The sequence below is a fragment of the Peribacillus sp. RS7 genome (assembly GCF_041956845.1).
Taxonomy (GTDB): domain Bacteria; phylum Bacillota; class Bacilli; order Bacillales; family DSM-1321; genus Peribacillus.
Map to the genome: position 1 here is coordinate 3,078,391 of NZ_CP168135.1, position 18,864 is coordinate 3,097,254.

Below are 18,864 nucleotides of genomic sequence, written 5' to 3' on the forward strand. Positions count from 1 at the left end.
TCTGTAAGTTGGACATTGGAACGGAAGGGTGGTTTTTGAACACTTCATAAAATTACCAAGGTTCAATTCAAAAAATGCGAACATATTAAAAAGAAGACTTAATGACATTTTCGCTATAGATTGGAACTTACATATATGGGGGTTGAAGATGGATATATTATTAGCTCTCTTGCCGGCATTATTCTGGGGAAGCATCGTTCTATTTAATGTGAAACTGGGGGGAGGACCCTACAGTCAAACATTAGGTACAACGATTGGCGCCTTGATTTTCTCAATTGGTGTTTATATTTTTGCCGATATTAAGTTATCCCTATTGGTATTTGGTGTCGGGGTCGTTTCTGGATTGTTTTGGGCCGTGGGACAAGCTAATCAGCTTAAGAGCATCGATTTAATGGGTGTTTCCAAAACGATGCCGATATCAACTGGATTGCAGCTCATTTCAACCACTTTATTTGGGGTCATTGTTTTTCACGAATGGTCTACAAAGAAAGCGGTCATTTTAGGCGTTTTGGCATTGGTTTTCATTATTATAGGAATTGTTTTGACCTCCTTGGAAGATAAAGAATCAAAAGAAGGAAAATCGGGAAACTTGAAGAAAGGAATTGTTATTCTCCTCATCTCGACATTCGGTTATTTGGTCTATGTGGTCGTGGCCCGTCTTTTTGATGTTGATGGCTGGTCAGCGTTGTTCCCTCAAGCGATCGGGATGGTGATAGGCGGTCTATTATTGACCTTTAAACATAAGCCGTTTAACAAGTATACGATTCGCAATATCATTCCGGGACTGATATGGGCAGCAGGGAACATGTTTTTATTCATATCCCAGCCCCGTGTTGGAGTGGCTACGAGTTTTTCCCTTTCTCAAATGGGCATTGTCATATCAACTATTGGCGGGATCATCATTTTACGTGAAAAGAAAACGAAGCGCCAACTAATTGGAATCGGCATTGGAATTATCTTGATTATCATAGCTGGGATTATGCTCGGATTGGCAAAAAGTTAATTGGAGGGTGATTAAATGTATACAGATTTAGAGGGTAAGGTCGTTGTTATAACCGGTTCATCCACTGGTTTAGGAAAAGCGATGGCCATTCGCTTTGCTCAGGAAAAGGCAAAGGTAGTCGTTAACTATCGCACAAATTCAGAGGAAGCGGATAGTGTATTGGAAGAGATCAAAACCAATGGCGGGGAAGTTATCGCAGTGAAAGGCGATGTCACCGTTGAAGAAGATGTGATTAACCTGGTTCAATCAGCGATAAAGAAGTTCGGGAAACTCGATATATTCATCAATAATGCAGGTATAGAAAACCCTGTTCCATCTCACGAGATGCCGTTAAGCGACTGGAATAGGGTAATCGATACAAACTTAACCGGTAATTTCTTAGGCTGCCGTGAAGCCATCAAGTATTTTGTAGAGAACGATATTAAAGGGAATGTGATAAACATGTCCAGTGTACATGAGATGATTCCCTGGCCTTTATTCGTTCACTACGCGGCAAGCAAGGGTGGTGTGAAGTTGCTTACGGAAACCTTGGCTCTTGAATATGCACCAAAAGGGATCCGTGTGAACAGCATTGGTCCTGGAGCTATCGCCACGCCAATAAATGCCGACAAGCTTGAAGATCCCGAAAAGAAAAAGGATCTGGAAAGCATGATTCCGATGGGGTATATCGGAAAGCCTGAGGAAATTGCCGCGGTTGCTGTATGGCTTGCATCTTCAGAATCCAGTTATGTAACGGGCATCACTCTCTTCGCTGACGGCGGTATGACAAAATACCCTTCATTCCAAGCGGGAAGAGGATGAAAGTATCTGCTTGGAAAAAGCAGGATTACATCTAGCAGGAACACTGCTAGTTGATTCCCTCATTTATGAAATGATGCAACAAGAATCCCAGCAGGATTGGACCCTGCTGGGATTTAAAAAGCATTAACGAGTATGATGATTATACCAGCTAATGAAGTTATCGACGACAGTATCTATAAACTGGACAGTCGACTCATGTGTAAGACTGCCTTCGTTATCGATTTTGTCATGAACGGCTCCAACATATACTTCATTCCCGGGAAGGAGTGGGGAGGAGATGCCTAATGCGAATAAGATTTCACGCAAATGCAATTGAGCTTTAACCGTACCTAATTGCCCCATTGATGCACCCATGATCCATGAAGGTCTGCCAATCAAGACTTTATCGACACGTGATAACCAATCGATTGCATTGCCCAATACACCTGGAATCGTACCATTGTATTCTGGTGTTACCCACAAGACTGCATCTGCTTCGGCCACTTTGCTTTTAAATTCTTTTACAACTAATGGAGGATCATTTTCAATATCTTGATCATAAAAAGGTAAATCCCGAATGTTTAAGATTTCGAGTTCAAAAAGATCTTGATATCTAGTTTGAATATATTTGGCAAGCTTAAGGTTGTAAGATTCTTTACGGATACTTCCCACTATTGCAACAACTTTCATCTTCAATACCTCCAATTATAATTTGTAATGGATAATGGATAAATAATCATGTAAATATGTTCCGCTTACTTATTATAATTGGAATGTAAATGAAAGGGAAAAAGGATGCTTAGGAAATAATCATTCGGTGGATCGCCCCTCATTCACAACGTGATGGTAATGCTTCTCCATTACATAGCCAAAAAAGGAAGCAAGCATTTGTTGAAACAGCATGCCAAGTACAACTGGTACCGCGACGGCAGCAGGAAAATAGGTGGTTGCAAGAACGGCTCCTGCACTGATATTTCGCATACCGCCTGTAAATGTCAAGGTGATGATGTCCCCCTTTTCCCATTTTAAACATGCACCGACCATCCAAGAAAGGGCATAGCCTGAAGCAGCGATGAACAAAACCAAGAAGGACATGATCATTAATTTCTTGTCGAAATGTGTTAAATAGGGCGCAATTTTTGAACTATTCAATATGACTACGATTCCAACGCTTATCTTGGAAAATGGAGCTAAGCGGGGGGATAGTATATATGGTATCTTCCCTTTTGTAATCTGATTCAAGAACATGGCAAGAAGGGACGGAACAACGACCATCCCGATCAATCCTTTCACCATCGACCCCGAATCCATTTCGATTGAACCGCCTCCAAAAAGGGAAACACTGTAAGGAACGATGAATGGTGAGAGAAGGGTGTCGATTAAGATGATGGTTAGGGCAAGTGCGGCATTCCCTTTATACATCGATACCCAAATCATACTAGTGACACCGGTTGGAATTACTACAGCCAGCACTAAGCCGGTAATCGTGAAAGCATCACCATGAAACACTAAATGGCCGAGAAAAAAGGCCCAAATAGGCATAAGTATGTGGAGGATGATCAATACGATGAATACAGGTAAAGGGTGGGTGACTGCCCGTTGCAGAGATTTAAAGTTGGAGCCTAAACTTCCGGAAAATGTAATGAAGGCAAATATCCATGGAACAAGAAAGGTGTAATCCATTAGATGTTCGGCCAACAAGATGCCAATAACCACGCTTATCGGCGTGATGAGAGGCATAATTTTATCCATTTGTTCATTTATTAACTTCAGCATCATTCATCCACTTCCTAAGCAAAATTCTATTAAGTAAGTTTACCATATTCCAAAAAAGATATATTGTAAGACAAACAGTTTGTTTATTTATTTTTGTCTGGAATGGAAAACCATTATTGGAAGGGTAGGTCTAGTGGGAGATTCTTCGTTCCTATCAATATACTATCACTGCGCTGGAACTCCCATCGATCCAAAAAGAGCTGCAGGCTTGCTCAGATGAATCTTCTTTAAAAGGAGATTAGGTAGGATTGTTCGATGCAGCGTTGTATATTCATTGAAAAATAGTTTAAAGTAGAGGTGAGGTGAAAGTAATGTCAGAAAAGGTTTCCAGTATAATGTGGTTTAGTCTTGCAGTACAATCTCTGCTTGTACTTGCTGATCATGATGGATTATGCAATAGTACTAAATTGGCCGATAAGCTTGATTCGGAGTCGGGTTTTCTTAGAAAAATATTAAGTAATTTAGTGAAGGCAGGGCTGATTCAAGCGAAGGAAGGCAGGGATGGAGGATATTCACTTGCCAAAAATCCCGATCAAATCATACTTGCGGATATATACTCTGCAATTAAATCCGAACCTTTTTCAAAAGGCTTCCTAGATGTAAATGATAAAAAATGCTTTCAACCATCTTCTCGTGAAGCTTTATGCGGTTTGAAAAACGAGATGGAGAGCTGGATAATACAGGGCTTGGAGAAGAAGACGATTGCTGATTTACTATCAAAATCTTAATGTGAAAAACGAAACTAACAGGGTTTCGTTTTTCTTGAACTGTATTTGACAAAAGAACAGTATGCGTTATATACTGTTTCTGTATTAAACACAGTTAAATGGAGGTCATTACAAATGACAAAAAATACAATGAGTAAAGAAGAGTACCTAAATAAATCGAAAGAATTGAATATACCGCTTGAAAAGCCGAAGGTCCTTACTGATACAGACTTCATTACGGTAGCAAAAGAACGGAGATCTGTTCGCCAATACGATGCTGAATACGTGATGACTGAAGAAGAAATTCGTGAAATCCTGGATGTTGCGATTCAAGCACCGTCTTCTTCCAACTTGCAGCCATGGAGATTCCTTGTGATTCAAGATAAGCAAACCCAACAAGAATTGCTGCCCATCGCAAATAACCAACAACAAATTGTTGATGCCTCTGCTGTCATTGCCGTTTTAGCTGATATAGAAGGGTACAAAAATGCAGAGCGGATTTATGGTGAATTAGTAAATAAGGGGATCATGAAGAATGAAATAAAAGAGCCATATGTAGCCTCAATCATGCATAATTATGGTAACTTTTCTGCTGAAAAGGCTTTAAGTGTAGCTATGATTGACGGTGGCTTGGTTTCCATGCAGATCATGTTAGCTGCAAAAGCAAAAGGTTACGATACAGTACCAATGGGAGGGTTCGATGAAGCCCAATTTGTTGATGCATTCAATGTACCGGAAAACTTCAAACCCGTCATGTTAATCTCCATTGGGAAAGGGACTAAAGCAGGATTTGAAAAAGTCCGTTTGCCACTCGATTCTATATTGACTTGGAATAAATACTAAGGTTCATAATATAAGGTTTTTGGAGCCAGGATAGCTGAAATTCGCTATCCTTTTTTCTATATTAGAGTTGCTCTGCGCTCCTGTTAATAAAAATGATTAATTCTCGCAAGCGATAAATGGATATGTTACAATTTTTCCAGATATTTCTTTTTGGGTATCTCCTCTATAATCACCGACCGCTCAGCATTAAGGGATTAAAAGAGCTAAAGAATTGGTCTTGACGCTGCGTGCCAATATTAGCCGTTCACAATGGATGGGAGGGAGCCGTTATGAAGAAAGAAGTGAAAAGTGAAGTGTTCTCGTGGTTGAAATCTATCTTATTCGCTTTACTGATCGTGTTCATTTGCCAACAGTTTTTATTTACGCCAGTCACAGTCAAAGGTGAATCAATGGAGCCGACTTATGAAAATGATGACCGGATCGTGGTAACTAAAGTCGGAATGCCGGAACGCTTCGATATGGTCGTATTTTATGCTCCGGACGCGGATGAGAAGTATATAAAAAGGGTGATCGGTTTACCGGGTGACAGTGTTGAAATGAAAGATGATGTCCTATTTATCAATGGGAAAAAGTATACAGAACCATATTTGAAAACAAAAAAGGAGGAAATTCCACCTGACGAAAATCTGACGGAGAATTTCACCTTGAATGATTTACTTGGGAAATCCAAAGTACCTGTTGGTCATTTATTTGTCATGGGGGATAATCGAAGGAACAGCTGGGATGGAAGGAGATTTGGTTTTATTTCGGAGGAATCACTTGTGGGGAAAGTGAAGTTTCGTATCTACCCATTAAATGAAATAGGGGTGCCGAGATAAATGGATCCGAGTGAGAGAAGGCTTAGTGGATAATTATATGGACTAAGTTGTATTTATAGCAGATGATTGATAAGAACCTTTTCCGATGGTTAAGGTTTTTCATTTTTGATTAATGGAGGTTTTTAATATGACGAAGGGTTTGGCCGCGATTTCCATCCCGATGCTGGATGTAGAAATGGGACGGCAGGTAAAAGGTCATGTCGATTCCCTGACTGTTCCTCAGGGGAGCTTAGGACGGCTTGAGGAATGGATAATCGAATTGGCCAAGATGACAGGTGAGGCCTTTCCGGACATTTCGAAACCAGGGGTGATCGTGTTTGCAGCCGATCATGGAATTACTGAAGAAGGGGTTTCGGCTTATCCAAAAGAGGTGACGGAACAAATGGCGCTCAATTTCCTGAATGACGGAGCAGCCATCAATGTATTCAGCCGCGCGATAGATGCTTGCTTGGACATTGTCGATATAGGGATCGATTCAGAAATCAAAGCACCGGGGTTAACTTCGAAAAAAGTCCGCAATGGAACTAGAAACTTTTATAAAGAAGATGCGATGACAAAGGAAGAAGTAATTCAAGCGCTTGAAATTGGATATGACCGTGCACAGAAAATGATTGCCCGTGGAGTTAATTGCCTGATTCTTGGTGAAATGGGAATCGGTAATACGACATCCAGTTCTGCCATCATCTCTGTCGTAAGCGGAAAAAGTGTCGAGTCGCTAGTGGGACAGGGAACAGGATTGAAGTCTGAAGGGATTTTACATAAGCAAAGAATAATTGAAGAAGCCATTTCATTAAGAAAACCTAATCCTGATGACCCAATCAATATTTTGATGAAAATCGGTGGATACGAAATTGCAGGTATGACAGGGGCCATGCTTGCTGCAGCGAATGACCGTATCCCCATTCTTGTTGATGGTTTCATTACAACCACGGCTGCTGTATTGGCCAACCTTTTTTCCGGACGTGCAGCCGATTATATGTTCATTGGACATCGATCTGCAGAACCAGGTCATAGAACGGCCATAGAATTGCTTGGTAAGGAGCCTATCCTTGATTTAGGAATGAGAATCGGAGAAGGAACAGGGGCCGCAGTGGCATACCCCATCCTTAAGGCAGCGACATTGGTGGTAAAAGAAATGGCAACATTTGAATCGGCAGGTGTGTCAAATAAATAAGAAATAGGAGACCTTCATGTGAAGGTCTCCTATTTCTTATATGCTCAAAAGGGGAGATTGCAGTGAAATATTCTTTTACTTAATGGGTAGTTGACCTTTATATTTCTTCATTTTCCTAACGACGGAAGGCTGGCTGATACCTAAGAATTTAGCCATTTCATATGTGGATTTACATTGTTTACTCGCTTTCATCATCATCCATTTCTCCACTTGTTCGAGAGCGGTATTGAGATCACGATCATCAACCATCATATGTTCGATCATTAGGGTATCATCTTTTTTCTCCAAAGATTCTTGTCCATGGAAATGGGAGGGGAGGAAGCCTGGGAAAATGATGGAGTCTTCCGAGGTCAAAATGAGCCGTTCAATCAGATTTTCCAATTCACGAACGTTCCCTGACCATTTATGCTGAATAAGGATTTCGTAAGTGGAAGGGTGCAATTTCTTATCTGTCTTGTATTTCTTGTTGATGATTTCGAGATTATGATTGATCAAGATGGCAATATCTTCTTTTCTTTCTCGTAAAGGCGGTATTTGGACGGGAATTACATTTAAGCGGTAATACAAATCGAGCCTGAAAGTTCCCTTTTCGACCATTTCCTCAAGGTTTTGATTGGTTGCTGTCACAAGCCGGAAATCTATCTTATGCTCTTTTTTTCCTCCCACTCTTTTAAAAGTCTTCTCTTGCAGGACATTTAATAATTTCACTTGCATATCCAGGGGTAGCTCCCCGATTTCATCCAGAAATAAGGTTCCGTTATCTGCCTGTTCAATCAGCCCTTGCTTCCCATGTTTTTGCGCACCGGTGAAGGATCCCGCCTCGTATCCAAACATTTCAGATTCAAAGAGACTTTCTGGAATGGTACTGCAGTTAACTTCGATGAATGGCTCTTTGCTGCGGTAACTCTGATTATGTAGCCGGCGGGCGAAGACGCTCTTACCCACACCCGATTCCCCAAGAAGCATGACGGTGGCATCCGTTTTGGAAACACGGAGTATCGTTTTGGCGATTTGCCGCATTTCCTTGCTGCGATAGATCAGCTCTTCCTGCTCCCTAAGTTCCTCGACCTCCGATTGATATTCTTGAATCTTTTTCTCCAATTGACCGTACTGATCCTGGAGGTTCCTGATTTCAGTTTGATCTTGAGCATAACTGACGACACGAATCAATTCACCATCATCATCAAAGATGGGATAGGCAGTCGACATGACGATTTTTCCCGTCTTCGTATGCTGCATGATCTGGACAGGTGTTTTCTCTTTCAATACCATGGCGGAAATCGAAGGTGAAAGAATTCCTTCCGTTTCTAGCTGGTAAACGGATTTTCCAAGATAATGGTCGGGTTCAATTCCATAAATCCACCAATGGTTAGGATTCGTAAATAAAATGAATCCCTTTTCATCGGTCACGGTAATATTATTATTCGATGTGCTGATGATCGTTTCCAAAACTCTTTTCACATTGTTATCACTCATCATTTTCCCCCTTGTCCGTTTTTTCGATTGATTCAAATATAAATCAAAAATAGTGGCGAAATCAAGAATTTTCAGACATTTTGATTTGAAATTGAATCATTTTTTAGAAATTGGCAATTTTAATGTATACAATCGCTCCGATGTTGTAGTTTGTTTTGGAATGGTTGATAATCATAAATTTTCTTTAACACTTTTAAAAACATCCTCTTCCCTTTGGGTGGTTACCGCCATTCCTTGTTGACTTCACTAACTTCAATCAAAGTGTTGAATAGAGTAATAGATAAGCGAAGCCCGCTCTTTTTTTATACGGTTAACCTACTTATGTTTGGGTATAAATAAAGTAGTAGAGATGAATCGATTGGAGGAGTGATTGACTTGGCTGGGAACAGAACCTTGGGACAATTTTTATACGATTGCTTAAAAGCAGAGGGCATTACAGAGATTTTTGGTGTACCCGGAGACTATAATTTCTCATTGCTAGATACTTTGGAAGATTACGATGGGATTGAGTTCATTAATGGACGAAATGAACTCAATGCTGGTTATGCAGCGGATGCCTATGCCCGGGTGAAGGGCATGTCGGCACTGATCACCACTTTTGGTGTCGGTGAAATGAGCGCATGTAATGCAATCGCTGGTGCGTACAGTGAAAATGTGCCGCTCATACATATTGTCGGCTCGCCAAAGTCCATGATGCAACAGGAGAAGGAGCTTGCCCATCATACGTTAATGGATGGAGATTTTGATGTTTTCCGTAAGGTTTATGAGCATATCACCAGTTATACGGCAATTCTTACACCAGAAAACGCAGCTAGGGAGATACCGGCTGCAATCAGAATCGCGAAAGAAAAGAAAAAGCCCGTTTATTTGGTAGTGGCTATAGATCTCGTAACAAAACCTTTGCTTTCTCACAGCGAGACTTCAGAAGATATGGCCAAAACGAATGTCGGTGCGTTGCAGTCAGCAATGGAGCATATAAAAGGAATGTTAGAACATGTAAACAAAGCGGTTCTGCTTGTCGACGTAAAAACACTTCGTTATAACCTGCAGAAACCCGTACTGCAGCTCGCTGAGCGGTTAAATGTTCCAGTTGCTTCGTTAATGCAGGGGAAAGGCGGATTTGATGAGAGTCATCCCCAGTATATTGGTGTATACGGCGGAGCTTTCGGAAGTAAGGATGTAACTCAGACTGTTGAAGAAGCGGATTTCATCATAGCCGTTGGTGCTGTTTGGTCAGACGTAAATACTTCCAAAGGGACAGCAAAGCTTAACCCGCTGAAAATGGTGGAAATTCAACCTGACACATTAAAAGTGGGAGAAGCCAGTTATATGAATGTCAGGGCTGAGGAAATTCTAAATGCCCTCCAGGACACCAGCTACCGGCAGAACGAATCTGTTGGAACCATCTCGTTTCCGTATGACACAATGGTTGAAGACCCAACAGCACAACTGGAAGCGGCTTCCTATTATCCACGGATTCAGCAAATGTTGAAGGAAAATGACATTGTGGTCACGGAAACAGGAACATTCTCTTATGGCATGTCACAGGTCAGATTGCCGAAAGGGGCGACCTATATTGCACAGGGAGGCTGGCAGAGCATCGGATATGCGACTCCCGCCGCTTTCGGGGCTTGTATAGCGGATAAAAACAGACGTGTTCTTTTGTTTACCGGTGACGGCTCGATACAGCTGACAGTACAGGAAATAAGCTCGATGCTGGAGAACGGCTGCAAGCCCATCGTGTTCATCCTCAACAATAACGGCTATACGATAGAAAAATTCTTAAACGTAAAGGTCGATATAGAAAAACAGAAATACAACGAGATACCAGAGTGGGATTATACAAAACTGGCTGAAGCGTTTGGTCAAGAGGCATTCACAGCACGAGTCGAGACGAATGGTGAACTGGATGATGCCATCACAAATGCTCAGGATATGAACGCCGAGAAACTTTGCCTTATAGAATTGGTCGTGAAAAATCAAATGGATGCACCGGATTATTTGCAAAAAATAAGGCAGTATCTTGAAAAGCAAGAGAAGCAAAAGTAATGCCAAAAGGCCTTCTGTATTGAAGGCTTTTCAGTTTGCCGACAAAATGGGTTCGTAAGTGTCTCACACCACCTGATTAAGACTGGGTTATACTTTATGGGTTTTTACTGTTTTATGAAACCTCACTAGATTGAAGAAATTTGCGACACTCCTGCGGGGAAACTGGCTAACCGAGACCCCACAGGCGCTTTCAGCGAGGGGGCTTGGCAGACAGTAGGTGGAAAGGGAGCGGATTTCTGAAATCAGCTGGAACTTAAAAGTAAAAAACTGTAGGCAAACCTGCTCTTCTTATTAGTCTACAGTCCGAAAGGTCTTCTGTGATGGAGGCCTTTTTTTGTTGGGAAAGTCGATACTGGAAAGTGTTTAAGAATTGAATTTTTCGAGTATAAATGAGAATTGGCAGTGAATTTCCTCTGTGGGGCTTACTATATTTACCCGTGTTTAGCCCGATCAAGGACAAGAATGGCGAGTTGTAAAAGTAAACAGAATATATCCGTCATGATAATACCAGTATTGGTCACTGGCATTTCAAAATTGAAACCAAGAATTTTTAAATTAAGAGTATTATGAAAATGTCACGAAGTAATAGGGAATATATTTTTCCTAAGTAGAGAAAACCATTCTTTTTAAAGCTGGCTATTTCTGTAGATAAGGGGGCACAAAAATGCGTAAAAATATATCATTAGTGCGGTTAATAGAGTCGAATAAAGAAAATCTCAGCAATAATCAGTTGTTCATAGATATTATTGAAGAAAAAGTTCAAAAAAAGCAAGTGGAAATGCAGGAAAAACATCTAACAAGACAGGCAGGTGATGAGAATGTTATTAAGAAAAGCCTGGTTATTACAACAAACGATGACCTATCATAGAAAAAAGAAGGATGAAATAGCTGAACGAAAGGAATTATCAAGCTTGGAAGGAGTCCGTATCAGTAAACAACTTAATTATGCGATTATGGAGATGCAAAGGTTAATGCGCGAGTGATGATGGATTCAAAAAAGATAATGAGAAGGGTTATAAGCCATAACGCCAGTTGGCGGCTATTTGACATTATAATACGCAAAAAAGCGTGTATGATATTTTATCAATACACGCTTTTTTGCTCTTTTATCAAGGACTATAGAGTTAGTTTTATAGCCAAAAATTGTTTGTTGTCATATCGTTATTTAGTTAAGAACTCGGACTGCCTTTACAAAGCTAGGTCCCCAGTAAGAATTGTTAATGTTAGCGTAGGACACACCTTTAGATGTGGAAGCATTCAGCATCTGACCATTACCGGCATAAATTCCCACATGATTGATTACACCATCATTATTGGTATCAAAAAATACTAAATCCCCTTTTTGGAGGGATTTCGAAGATACAGTTGTACCAACGTGTGATTGTGCCACTGAATTTCGAGGTAAGGAAACACCTGCTCTTTGGAATGCCCTTAATGTGAATGAAGAGCAATCAAATACGTCAGTGCGTGAAGTGCTTGCACCGTAAACATACTTGGCTCCCATGTATTTAGCGCCAGCTGCCAAAACTTGGTCCGCTTTGGTCGCTTTGGACGGTTTTTTAATTGCAGATGCCGAGGCTTTCCCAGAAACACGGATGGATTGGCCTATTCGAATACGATTTGAATTAGAAATATTAGGGTTTATTTTAAGTAATGCACTAAGGGAAAGGTTATATCTTTTAGCAATTGTTGATAAGGAATCCCCTAATTTAACCACATAAACTTCTGTTGTATTTTTACTATTATTCGGTTTGCTGGTAAGGGTATTAACCTTCAAGACTTGGCCGGGAAAAATAAGAGTACTAGTCAAATGGTTTTTAGACTTTAATTGTTGGATAGTCATATTATTGATTCTGGCAATTTTGTCCAGGGTGTCCCCGGATTTGACTGTATATGTAGCATTAGATTGACTGTTTTTAGCCGTAGAGCTGGATGCAGGTGCTTGTCCGGAAACCCGGATGGATTGGCCAATATAAATGCGATCCGAATTAGAAATATTAGTGTTTAACTTTAGCAGGGCACTAAGGGAAAGGTTATATTTTTTTGCAATTTTGGATAAAGTATCTCCCAGTTTAACCACATATTTTTCGGTTTTATCTATATTTTTAGTCTGGGTATTAAGGGTATTAACCTTCAAGACTTGGCCGGGAAAAATAAGGTTACTAGTCAAATGGTTTTGAGATTTTAATTGTTGCACAGTTGTATGATTAGCTTTAGAGATTTTATCAAGGGTGTCCCCTGATTTAACTTGATAAGAACCAGCATAAGCAGAGGTGCCGGCGATAAGGGTACCTATAATAGTTCCTGCAAGAATGAAAGAGTTTTTCGAATTGTTCATTTAGGAAAGTTCCTCCTGATGTGGTAAAAAAATATGTAGCATTTATATTATAAAGGTAAGGCATATAAAAAACATGACCCATATAAATAAAATTCAACTTTTTCGTCATTTTTCAGGTTATTTTGTAGATCTGTCACATCTAGTGGATTCAAGTGCAATTATGAAAGTGTAAATTATATTAATTACAGGTAAGTTGAGATGTGCAAAGATAGATTCAAAGATGAAGGATATGGCAGAATGAATGGATGACTATTCTTCTTGAAGAAGTTTGAGCTGGAGTAATTAAAAAGAAAGGTAAGAATAACATATCCTTACCTTTTCATGATTGATTTTTTAATATTGTCTATAAACGTAGGGATCATCAGGCTAGCTCATCTGAATTGTACGAAAACCCGGTTAACGTAATTTGTTTGCCGGAGAACTTTCCAGGAGAGTAATAGATGGCTTCTAAATCATTAAGATAGTTTTTATTGGTTAAATGAAGACTATCACGTTCAACCAAGCTTTGGAGCGAATGATCCATTAGAGTTAAATAGTCATCCTTGCCATAATAAAGACTTGTATCCGGCTGCAGAAATTGATGCTGGCTATATTCATCCGAATCATCATACACCGGGAAATGAAGTCCTTTTTTTTCTACGATATTGGAGTCCATTGTGGCAACAGGCAAAAAGAGGCCTGTTACCTGTAGCCTTTTATACTGCTTACTTAGAGGGGATAAGGTCACTCGGGTTTTTTCGGTCCCCCTTTATTAATTAGGTTCTTGCGAGATATGAACGGGTTGCCGGTAACCCAAAAACGCCACGGATAATCTTTTGCTTCACCGGAGTTGTCAATTCCGACGCGGGGGCCGCTGGATATGTGTTCAGGCTGCTTTCCGGCAGCAAGATAAAGCGGAGGAACCGTAAAAGATCGACCATAATCATCCATGGTGATGCCTAGTGCCTTGGTTAGCTTCCCTGGTCCATCGGTCCATTTTCGTATATCGGCATTTCCGCGTCTTTCATGCATTAACTCGAGCCCTGAATAGGGTTCAATCGCCCGGATTAAAATGGCCTCCGGATTTTCAGGTCCGCCGCTTACGACATTGACCAGTGTATGTGTGTGCATGACGTATGTATATATCAAACCGGAATTTCCGAACATCACTTCCGTCCGTTTTGTCCTTCTATTTCCAAAACTATGTGCGGCCCTGTCCACAGGTCCCATATAGGCCTCTGTTTCAACAATGAATCCAGAAGCGGTTCCATCCGCTGTTTCTTTTACAATCAGGCAGCCAAGAAGGGATTTTGCCAGTTCAAGCGTGGGCTGCTGATAAAAATCCGCAGGTAAAATTGAATGGTTTATCTTGTTCATAGTATCACTCCATTTAGTCTCATACAGGTAAAATTCCCTTATCAATGAAAAAGAAACATGAAGGGATTAAAAAGGCCGGCTGATTATATCAGCCGGTCCCGAGCATATTTTTAGCCTAATTCTTTTTCCGTTTCTAGATCTTTTTTGATTCGGCCCGAACCCACGGAAAGTGCCACTAGTATCCCTGCGGAAACAAAAAAGATACCGGTGATGAAAACACTGGAGAATGCATCGATCCAAGCATTTTCAATCGTTTTTACAAGGACATTGCTGACTTCTGCCGGCATTTTAAGGTTTTCCGGATAAAGCATGATGTTGAATAACGCATCCGTTTTATCGGCTAATGCTTTCAGTGCCTCATGCAATATAGGGTCCTTTTGGCTTACAACCGCGTCATCCATATTTTGCTGGAGATTATGGTTCATGACGGCATTCAAAATCGTGATGCCCATCGTTCCTCCTATTGATCGGAAGAATGTCGAAGCCGCTGTAACCGATCCTAGCTGGGATTTTGGAAATTCGTTTTGAACGGCAATCATCAATGTCGGCATGACAAGACCCATACCTATTCCAAGGATGGCCATGAATGAGTACGCGGTGAATATAGTCGTACTGCCGTCCATCGTACTCATTAGGAAAAAGCCGAGCGTCGCAAAGGCCATTCCAAAGGTAAGCACGGTACGAAAACGGAATTTCAACAGTAACCGCCCGCCAACGACGCTGGAAAGGATCATACCGATCATCATCGGAGTCATGGTCGACCCCGCTTTTGTTGGTGAAACTCCCAGTACGCCTTGCATGAACAGCGGAACGAACATGATTGCCCCGAACATTCCGAGGCCCAGCAAGAATCCCAAAATATTCGTGGTGGCAAAAACCCTATTTTTAAAAAGGGATAAATCAAGGATCGGTTCAACTGCTTTTCTTTCAAAAATGATGAAAAGGGCAATGAAGACAAGGGTACTGCCGAAAATCAAGAGAGATTCCAGTGATAACCATTCGAACTTATCACCACCAAAGGTCAAGCCCAGCAGTAACAGGACAATACCAGGAGTCAAGGTGAAAATCCCTAAATAATCGATATTCACTTTCTCCGTTTTTCTTATGGCTTCATGTTTCAACCCTACATAAATTAATATGGCGGATAGTAAACCCGTCGGTACATTGATCAGGAAGATCCAATGCCAGCTGATATGATCAACGATCAGGCCGCCCAGAAAAGGACCAATGACAGAACTTAAACCAAAAAGGGCTCCAAATACACCCTGCCATTTAGCCCTTTGTTCCGCAGAGAATATATCGCCAATTATCGTTTGGGATAAGGGCATGATCATTCCGCCGCCGATTCCCTGCAGCCCCCTGTAGATGATCAATTGCTCCATCGAAGTGGCAGTGGCACATAAAAATGAGCCGATTGTAAAAATGATTGTACCAAGCAGATATAGGGAACGTCTGCCATATAAATCAGATAGCTTTCCAACAATCGGTACAACAGTAGTTGAGGCTATTAAATAGGCAGTCGTTACCCATGCAAAGATGGTAAAACCATTCAATTCCCCGATAATCGTTGGCATTGCCGTCCCGACTATCGTCTGTTCCAACGAACTGAAAAACATTCCAATGATCAATCCTGTTAAGACAAGCTTGGTATTGACCGCTTTTTTATCCATTTGCATACCATTTCTCCATTCTTCGAACTTAATTCCTTTACTCGATTGTGACTAATAGGTCAAAATTATAAATCCGAAATGACCATTTAGTCAACATTTTTTCTGTAAAAAATTCAATTGCATGAAGGAGTGTTTTCGAAAGGTAGATATCATATAAAATTATTAATTCGACCAGAAACCACTAAATCCTTCCTGATTAATATCCCCAGCGTGTTTCCATTTACCATATTAGTTATAATAAGAAGGAATATAGACGAACTTATGATTGGAAGTGTACGGAATGAATAAAAAAATTGGGTTTATTGGATGCGGTAAAATGGGTGTGGCAATGCTTGAGGGCATGTTGCATGCAGAGGTCATTTCACCTGATGGAATCATGGTCAGTTCAGCGAGTGTGGAAACGAAAACTAAAATCACCACGAAATATAAGGTTAAAGGCACTTTGGATAATAAAGAGGTTGCCGGTTTTGCCGATTTTCTTTTTCTAGGGATTCAACCTGCCATGCATGAGCAAGTGCTTGAAGAAGTGAAGAATCATGTGAAAGATGACGTTGTGATCATTACCATGGCTGCTGGGATCACTGTATCTCTAGTTGAGAACTGCTTCGGAAAAAGAGTGAAAGTTGTCCGGACGATGCCCAACACTCCTTCACTTGTAGGTGAAGGTATGACGGCAATGAGCATTAATGATGAAATTACCGATGCTGATATAGAGGATGTGACTGCACTGCTGAATAGTTTCGGTAAAACGGAAATCCTCCATGAAGATCTGATGGACGCAGTACCGGCCATCAGCGGTTCGTCGCCTGCTTATGTATACATGTTCATCGAGGCGCTGGCTGATGGAGGGGTCCGTGATGGCATTCCACGAAAACAAGCATACCGAATGGCAGCACAAGCTGTAATGGGCGCTGCTAAAATGGTACTAGAAACGGAAAGACATCCTGCTGCTTTAAAGGATGATGTCTGCACGCCGGGTGGTTCAACGATAACTGCGGTAGCGTCATTAGAAGAGAACCAGCTTAGATCAAGCATTCTACAGGCAATGAAGGCCTGCACGGATAAAACGAAAGGTTTCAGTAAATGAAAAAAGATGGATTGCCTATTAGCGGGCGATCTCATCCGCTTGCCATTTTCAGAATGTTTGGTGAAAAAAAGAGGAGGCTGCATTATGAATGGTTATATAGAAGAATTAAGGAAGATTCTGACGGAAGAACAAGTAACGGTGAATGAAACATTATTGGAACAGCACAGCCATGATGAATCCTATCACACTCCTCATTTACCGGATATGGTCATATATCCAAGGGATACTGCGGAAGTCAGCTCAGTCATGCGTTATGCGAATGAGCATGAAATACCGGTCATTCCTTTTGGATTGGGATCAAGTTTAGAAGGTCATGTCGTTCCAGTCAAAGGGGGAATTTCACTGGATTTGTCCTTGATGAATCAAGTATTGGAAATCAGGGCAAATGATTTCCTTGTGAAGGTCCAACCAGGTGTGACAAGGACGCAACTCAATAAAGAATTAAAAAGGTACGGTTTGTTCTTTTCCGTCGATCCGGGTGCCGATGCTACATTGGGAGGGATGGCAGCTACGAATGCAAGTGGGACGACCTCGGTCAAATATGGGATAATGCGCGATCAAGTCAGGGATTTGGAAGTGGTTTTAGCAAACGGTGAGGTGATCCATTCCGGAAGTTTAGCGACAAAATCATCTTCAGGCATTCATTTGAATGGCTTGTTTGTCGGGTCGGAAGGTACACTAGGTGTATTTACTGAACTGACATTAAAGGTATACGGCATTCCTGAGGTAACCATGGCAGGAAGAGCCTCATTTCCAACCGTCGAACAGGCAGTATCTGCGGTTAATGGGATCATGCTTGCTGGAATACCAATTGCACGAATTGAATTGGTTGATGCCGAGTCCATAAAAAAAGTTAATCAATTCATGGACAAATCCTATGATGTCAAACCAACTTTATTCCTGGAGTTTCATGGTAACTTTGCCGGACTTGAACAGGACGTCAAATTTGCCAAGGAAATCGTAAGTGATTTTGGCTGTGGGGATATCCAGTTTGAAACTGATTCAAAAGCACGGAATGCTTTATGGGAAGCCCGCCATAATCTTGCGTACGCATTCATTCACAGTGCCCCGGGAAAGAAGCTGATGGTGACCGACGTAAGTGTGCCCCTTCATGAATTATCGGATGCTATATTGGATGCAAGAAAGAAAGTCGAACAATCAAAAGTGGAGGGGGCGATTGTAGGACATGTAGGTGACGGGAATTATCATGTATTGTTCATGATCGATCTGAAAAATCCTGAAGAAGTGAAAGAAGCGAAGAGGTTAAATGAAGAAATCGTTGAATTTGCCTTAACCAAAGGCGGTACATGTACAGGTGAACATGGGGTAGGCCTTGGAAAATCGAAGTATCAGCGAAGGGAGCATGGAGCAGCTTACGAAGTGATGAAAACGATCAAACAGGCATTGGATCCGAAAGGAATAATGAATCCCGGGAAAATTTTTATAGATTAAGAGGAATGTTTAATTATGGTAGATTAGTAACAACCAAAAATATACAATAAATCAATTGGTGAAAAGGCAGACTTGCTGTCCCATATAAAATGTTAGTGGCAAATCATAGCCTAGATATGGGGCCAATTCAAACACTAATTTCATAGCATGTAATTTAAAAAAATAAACGGATAAAATTTATTTTCGTCTTTAACTGACCTATATTCGGAAAAATCGCCTGTTCGTGGTGATAATCCGACCCATATCGAGATAATTCAACCTTCATCGGAATAAATTGACCGATGAGCGTGATAAATCGATCTTTCATCCAAATAAATCTACCCAATTCCCTTTCA

Annotated in this window: 19 protein-coding genes; 11 read left to right on the top strand and 8 right to left on the bottom strand. The window is 41.0% G+C overall.

Features of this window, described 5'->3' with window-relative positions:
- The first annotated feature begins 148 nt into the window (after positions 1–148).
- Positions 149–1,003, top strand: coding sequence for a RhaT/GlcU family sugar-proton symporter (locus tag ACDZ29_RS15435; RefSeq protein ID WP_375088095.1), 855 nt, complete (start codon positions 149–151; stop codon positions 1,001–1,003).
- 15 nt (positions 1,004–1,018) lie between these two features.
- Positions 1,019–1,804 (top strand): SDR family oxidoreductase, encoded by a 786-nt coding sequence (locus ACDZ29_RS15440; RefSeq protein WP_375088096.1) that lies wholly within the window; start codon positions 1,019–1,021, stop codon positions 1,802–1,804.
- 123 nt (positions 1,805–1,927) lie between these two features.
- On the opposite strand, the gene ACDZ29_RS15445 is transcribed toward ACDZ29_RS15440, so the two are convergent.
- Both ACDZ29_RS15445 and ACDZ29_RS15450 read right to left on the bottom strand, forming a co-directional pair.
- Positions 1,928–2,473, bottom strand: coding sequence for an NADPH-dependent FMN reductase (locus ACDZ29_RS15445; RefSeq protein WP_375088097.1), 546 nt, complete (start codon positions 2,471–2,473; stop codon positions 1,928–1,930).
- Between the two features lie 120 nt (positions 2,474–2,593).
- Positions 2,594–3,559 carry a bile acid:sodium symporter family protein gene (locus ACDZ29_RS15450; RefSeq protein ID WP_375091151.1) on the bottom strand — a complete coding sequence of 322 codons (966 nt, stop codon included), beginning with the start codon at positions 3,557–3,559 and terminating at the stop codon, positions 2,594–2,596.
- A 311-nt stretch (positions 3,560–3,870) separates the two neighbouring features.
- Between ACDZ29_RS15450 and ACDZ29_RS15455 the strand changes: the two genes are divergently transcribed.
- The 4 genes from ACDZ29_RS15455 to cobT all read left to right on the top strand — a co-directional run bounded on the left by ACDZ29_RS15455 (position 3,871) and on the right by cobT (position 7,101).
- Entirely contained in the window at positions 3,871–4,287 is a 417-nt protein-coding gene (locus ACDZ29_RS15455) for an Rrf2 family transcriptional regulator (protein ID WP_370014032.1), read from the top strand.
- A 114-nt stretch (positions 4,288–4,401) separates the two neighbouring features.
- On the top strand, positions 4,402–5,109 hold the full coding sequence (locus ACDZ29_RS15460; RefSeq protein ID WP_375088098.1) for a nitroreductase family protein: 708 nt from the start codon (positions 4,402–4,404) through the stop codon (positions 5,107–5,109).
- Positions 5,110–5,378: 269 nt separating this feature from the next.
- Positions 5,379–5,927, top strand: a complete 549-nt coding sequence (lepB, locus tag ACDZ29_RS15465; protein ID WP_289323896.1) for a signal peptidase I — start codon at positions 5,379–5,381, stop codon at positions 5,925–5,927.
- A 127-nt stretch (positions 5,928–6,054) separates the two neighbouring features.
- Positions 6,055–7,101, top strand: a complete 1,047-nt coding sequence (cobT, locus tag ACDZ29_RS15470; RefSeq protein WP_375088099.1) for a nicotinate-nucleotide--dimethylbenzimidazole phosphoribosyltransferase — start codon at positions 6,055–6,057, stop codon at positions 7,099–7,101.
- 75 nt (positions 7,102–7,176) lie between these two features.
- On the opposite strand, the gene ACDZ29_RS15475 is transcribed toward cobT, so the two are convergent.
- Positions 7,177–8,580: a sigma-54-dependent Fis family transcriptional regulator gene (locus tag ACDZ29_RS15475; RefSeq protein WP_289318470.1), complete on the bottom strand. Its 1,404-nt coding sequence runs from the start codon at positions 8,578–8,580 to the stop codon at positions 7,177–7,179.
- A gap of 372 nt (positions 8,581–8,952) precedes the next feature.
- On the opposite strand from ACDZ29_RS15475, the gene ACDZ29_RS15480 reads away from it, so the two are divergent.
- From ACDZ29_RS15480 to ACDZ29_RS15490, 3 genes are all read left to right on the top strand, one after another.
- Positions 8,953–10,626 (top strand): alpha-keto acid decarboxylase family protein, encoded by a 1,674-nt coding sequence (locus ACDZ29_RS15480; RefSeq protein ID WP_375088100.1) that lies wholly within the window; start codon positions 8,953–8,955, stop codon positions 10,624–10,626.
- Between the two features lie 664 nt (positions 10,627–11,290).
- Positions 11,291–11,494 (top strand): hypothetical protein, encoded by a 204-nt coding sequence (locus tag ACDZ29_RS15485; protein ID WP_375088101.1) that lies wholly within the window; start codon positions 11,291–11,293, stop codon positions 11,492–11,494.
- Positions 11,481–11,609, top strand: coding sequence for a hypothetical protein (locus ACDZ29_RS15490; RefSeq protein ID WP_375088102.1), 129 nt, complete (start codon positions 11,481–11,483; stop codon positions 11,607–11,609). The genes ACDZ29_RS15485 and ACDZ29_RS15490 overlap by 14 nt, the downstream gene beginning before the upstream one ends.
- Positions 11,610–11,791: 182 nt before the next feature.
- On the opposite strand, the gene ACDZ29_RS15495 is transcribed toward ACDZ29_RS15490, so the two are convergent.
- The 4 genes from ACDZ29_RS15495 to ACDZ29_RS15510 all read right to left on the bottom strand — a co-directional run bounded on the left by ACDZ29_RS15495 (position 11,792) and on the right by ACDZ29_RS15510 (position 15,996).
- The gene (locus ACDZ29_RS15495) at positions 11,792–12,964 is read right to left on the bottom strand and encodes a LysM peptidoglycan-binding domain-containing protein (protein ID WP_375088103.1); all 1,173 of its coding nucleotides are present in this window, start codon (positions 12,962–12,964) and stop codon (positions 11,792–11,794) included.
- 361 nt (positions 12,965–13,325) lie between these two features.
- Positions 13,326–13,619 (bottom strand): hypothetical protein, encoded by a 294-nt coding sequence (locus tag ACDZ29_RS15500; protein WP_375088104.1) that lies wholly within the window; start codon positions 13,617–13,619, stop codon positions 13,326–13,328.
- 68 nt (positions 13,620–13,687) lie between these two features.
- On the bottom strand, positions 13,688–14,320 hold the full coding sequence (locus ACDZ29_RS15505; RefSeq protein ID WP_375088105.1) for a DNA-3-methyladenine glycosylase: 633 nt from the start codon (positions 14,318–14,320) through the stop codon (positions 13,688–13,690).
- 110 nt (positions 14,321–14,430) lie between these two features.
- Positions 14,431–15,996, bottom strand: coding sequence for an MDR family MFS transporter (locus tag ACDZ29_RS15510; RefSeq protein ID WP_375088106.1), 1,566 nt, complete (start codon positions 15,994–15,996; stop codon positions 14,431–14,433).
- Between the two features lie 274 nt (positions 15,997–16,270).
- Between ACDZ29_RS15510 and proC the strand changes: the two genes are divergently transcribed.
- Both proC and ACDZ29_RS15520 read left to right on the top strand, forming a co-directional pair.
- A complete protein-coding gene (gene proC / locus ACDZ29_RS15515; RefSeq protein ID WP_375088107.1) occupies positions 16,271–17,077 on the top strand; it encodes a pyrroline-5-carboxylate reductase in 807 nt (268 codons plus the stop codon).
- An 84-nt stretch (positions 17,078–17,161) separates the two neighbouring features.
- Positions 17,162–18,529 carry an FAD-binding oxidoreductase gene (locus ACDZ29_RS15520; RefSeq protein ID WP_375088108.1) on the top strand — a complete coding sequence of 456 codons (1,368 nt, stop codon included), beginning with the start codon at positions 17,162–17,164 and terminating at the stop codon, positions 18,527–18,529.
- A gap of 154 nt (positions 18,530–18,683) precedes the next feature.
- Here the strand turns inward: ACDZ29_RS15520 and ACDZ29_RS15525 are convergent, their stop codons facing one another.
- Positions 18,684–18,836, bottom strand: coding sequence for a hypothetical protein (locus tag ACDZ29_RS15525; protein WP_375088109.1), 153 nt, complete (start codon positions 18,834–18,836; stop codon positions 18,684–18,686).
- Positions 18,837–18,864 lie beyond the last annotated feature (28 nt).

What these genes read in the sequence shown, in the direction of transcription:
- proC (WP_375088107.1), top strand. Translation starts at nt 16,271, where the DNA reads ATGAATAAAAAAATTGGGTTTATTGGATGCGGTAAAATGGGTGTGGCA.
- ACDZ29_RS15475 (WP_289318470.1), bottom strand. Translation starts at nt 8,580, where the DNA reads ATGATGAGTGATAACAATGTGAAAAGAGTTTTGGAAACGATCATCAGC.
- lepB (WP_289323896.1), top strand. Translation starts at nt 5,379, where the DNA reads ATGAAGAAAGAAGTGAAAAGTGAAGTGTTCTCGTGGTTGAAATCTATC.
- ACDZ29_RS15500 (WP_375088104.1), bottom strand. Translation starts at nt 13,619, where the DNA reads ATGGACTCCAATATCGTAGAAAAAAAAGGACTTCATTTCCCGGTGTAT.
- ACDZ29_RS15510 (WP_375088106.1), bottom strand. Translation starts at nt 15,996, where the DNA reads ATGCAAATGGATAAAAAAGCGGTCAATACCAAGCTTGTCTTAACAGGA.
- ACDZ29_RS15505 (WP_375088105.1), bottom strand. Translation starts at nt 14,320, where the DNA reads ATGAACAAGATAAACCATTCAATTTTACCTGCGGATTTTTATCAGCAG.
- ACDZ29_RS15440 (WP_375088096.1), top strand. Translation starts at nt 1,019, where the DNA reads ATGTATACAGATTTAGAGGGTAAGGTCGTTGTTATAACCGGTTCATCC.
- ACDZ29_RS15520 (WP_375088108.1), top strand. Translation starts at nt 17,162, where the DNA reads ATGAATGGTTATATAGAAGAATTAAGGAAGATTCTGACGGAAGAACAA.
- ACDZ29_RS15485 (WP_375088101.1), top strand. Translation starts at nt 11,291, where the DNA reads ATGCGTAAAAATATATCATTAGTGCGGTTAATAGAGTCGAATAAAGAA.
- cobT (WP_375088099.1), top strand. Translation starts at nt 6,055, where the DNA reads ATGACGAAGGGTTTGGCCGCGATTTCCATCCCGATGCTGGATGTAGAA.
- ACDZ29_RS15455 (WP_370014032.1), top strand. Translation starts at nt 3,871, where the DNA reads ATGTCAGAAAAGGTTTCCAGTATAATGTGGTTTAGTCTTGCAGTACAA.
- ACDZ29_RS15450 (WP_375091151.1), bottom strand. Translation starts at nt 3,559, where the DNA reads ATGCTGAAGTTAATAAATGAACAAATGGATAAAATTATGCCTCTCATC.
- ACDZ29_RS15460 (WP_375088098.1), top strand. Translation starts at nt 4,402, where the DNA reads ATGACAAAAAATACAATGAGTAAAGAAGAGTACCTAAATAAATCGAAA.
- ACDZ29_RS15445 (WP_375088097.1), bottom strand. Translation starts at nt 2,473, where the DNA reads ATGAAAGTTGTTGCAATAGTGGGAAGTATCCGTAAAGAATCTTACAAC.
- ACDZ29_RS15525 (WP_375088109.1), bottom strand. Translation starts at nt 18,836, where the DNA reads ATGAAAGATCGATTTATCACGCTCATCGGTCAATTTATTCCGATGAAG.
- ACDZ29_RS15490 (WP_375088102.1), top strand. Translation starts at nt 11,481, where the DNA reads ATGACCTATCATAGAAAAAAGAAGGATGAAATAGCTGAACGAAAGGAA.
- ACDZ29_RS15495 (WP_375088103.1), bottom strand. Translation starts at nt 12,964, where the DNA reads ATGAACAATTCGAAAAACTCTTTCATTCTTGCAGGAACTATTATAGGT.
- ACDZ29_RS15435 (WP_375088095.1), top strand. Translation starts at nt 149, where the DNA reads ATGGATATATTATTAGCTCTCTTGCCGGCATTATTCTGGGGAAGCATC.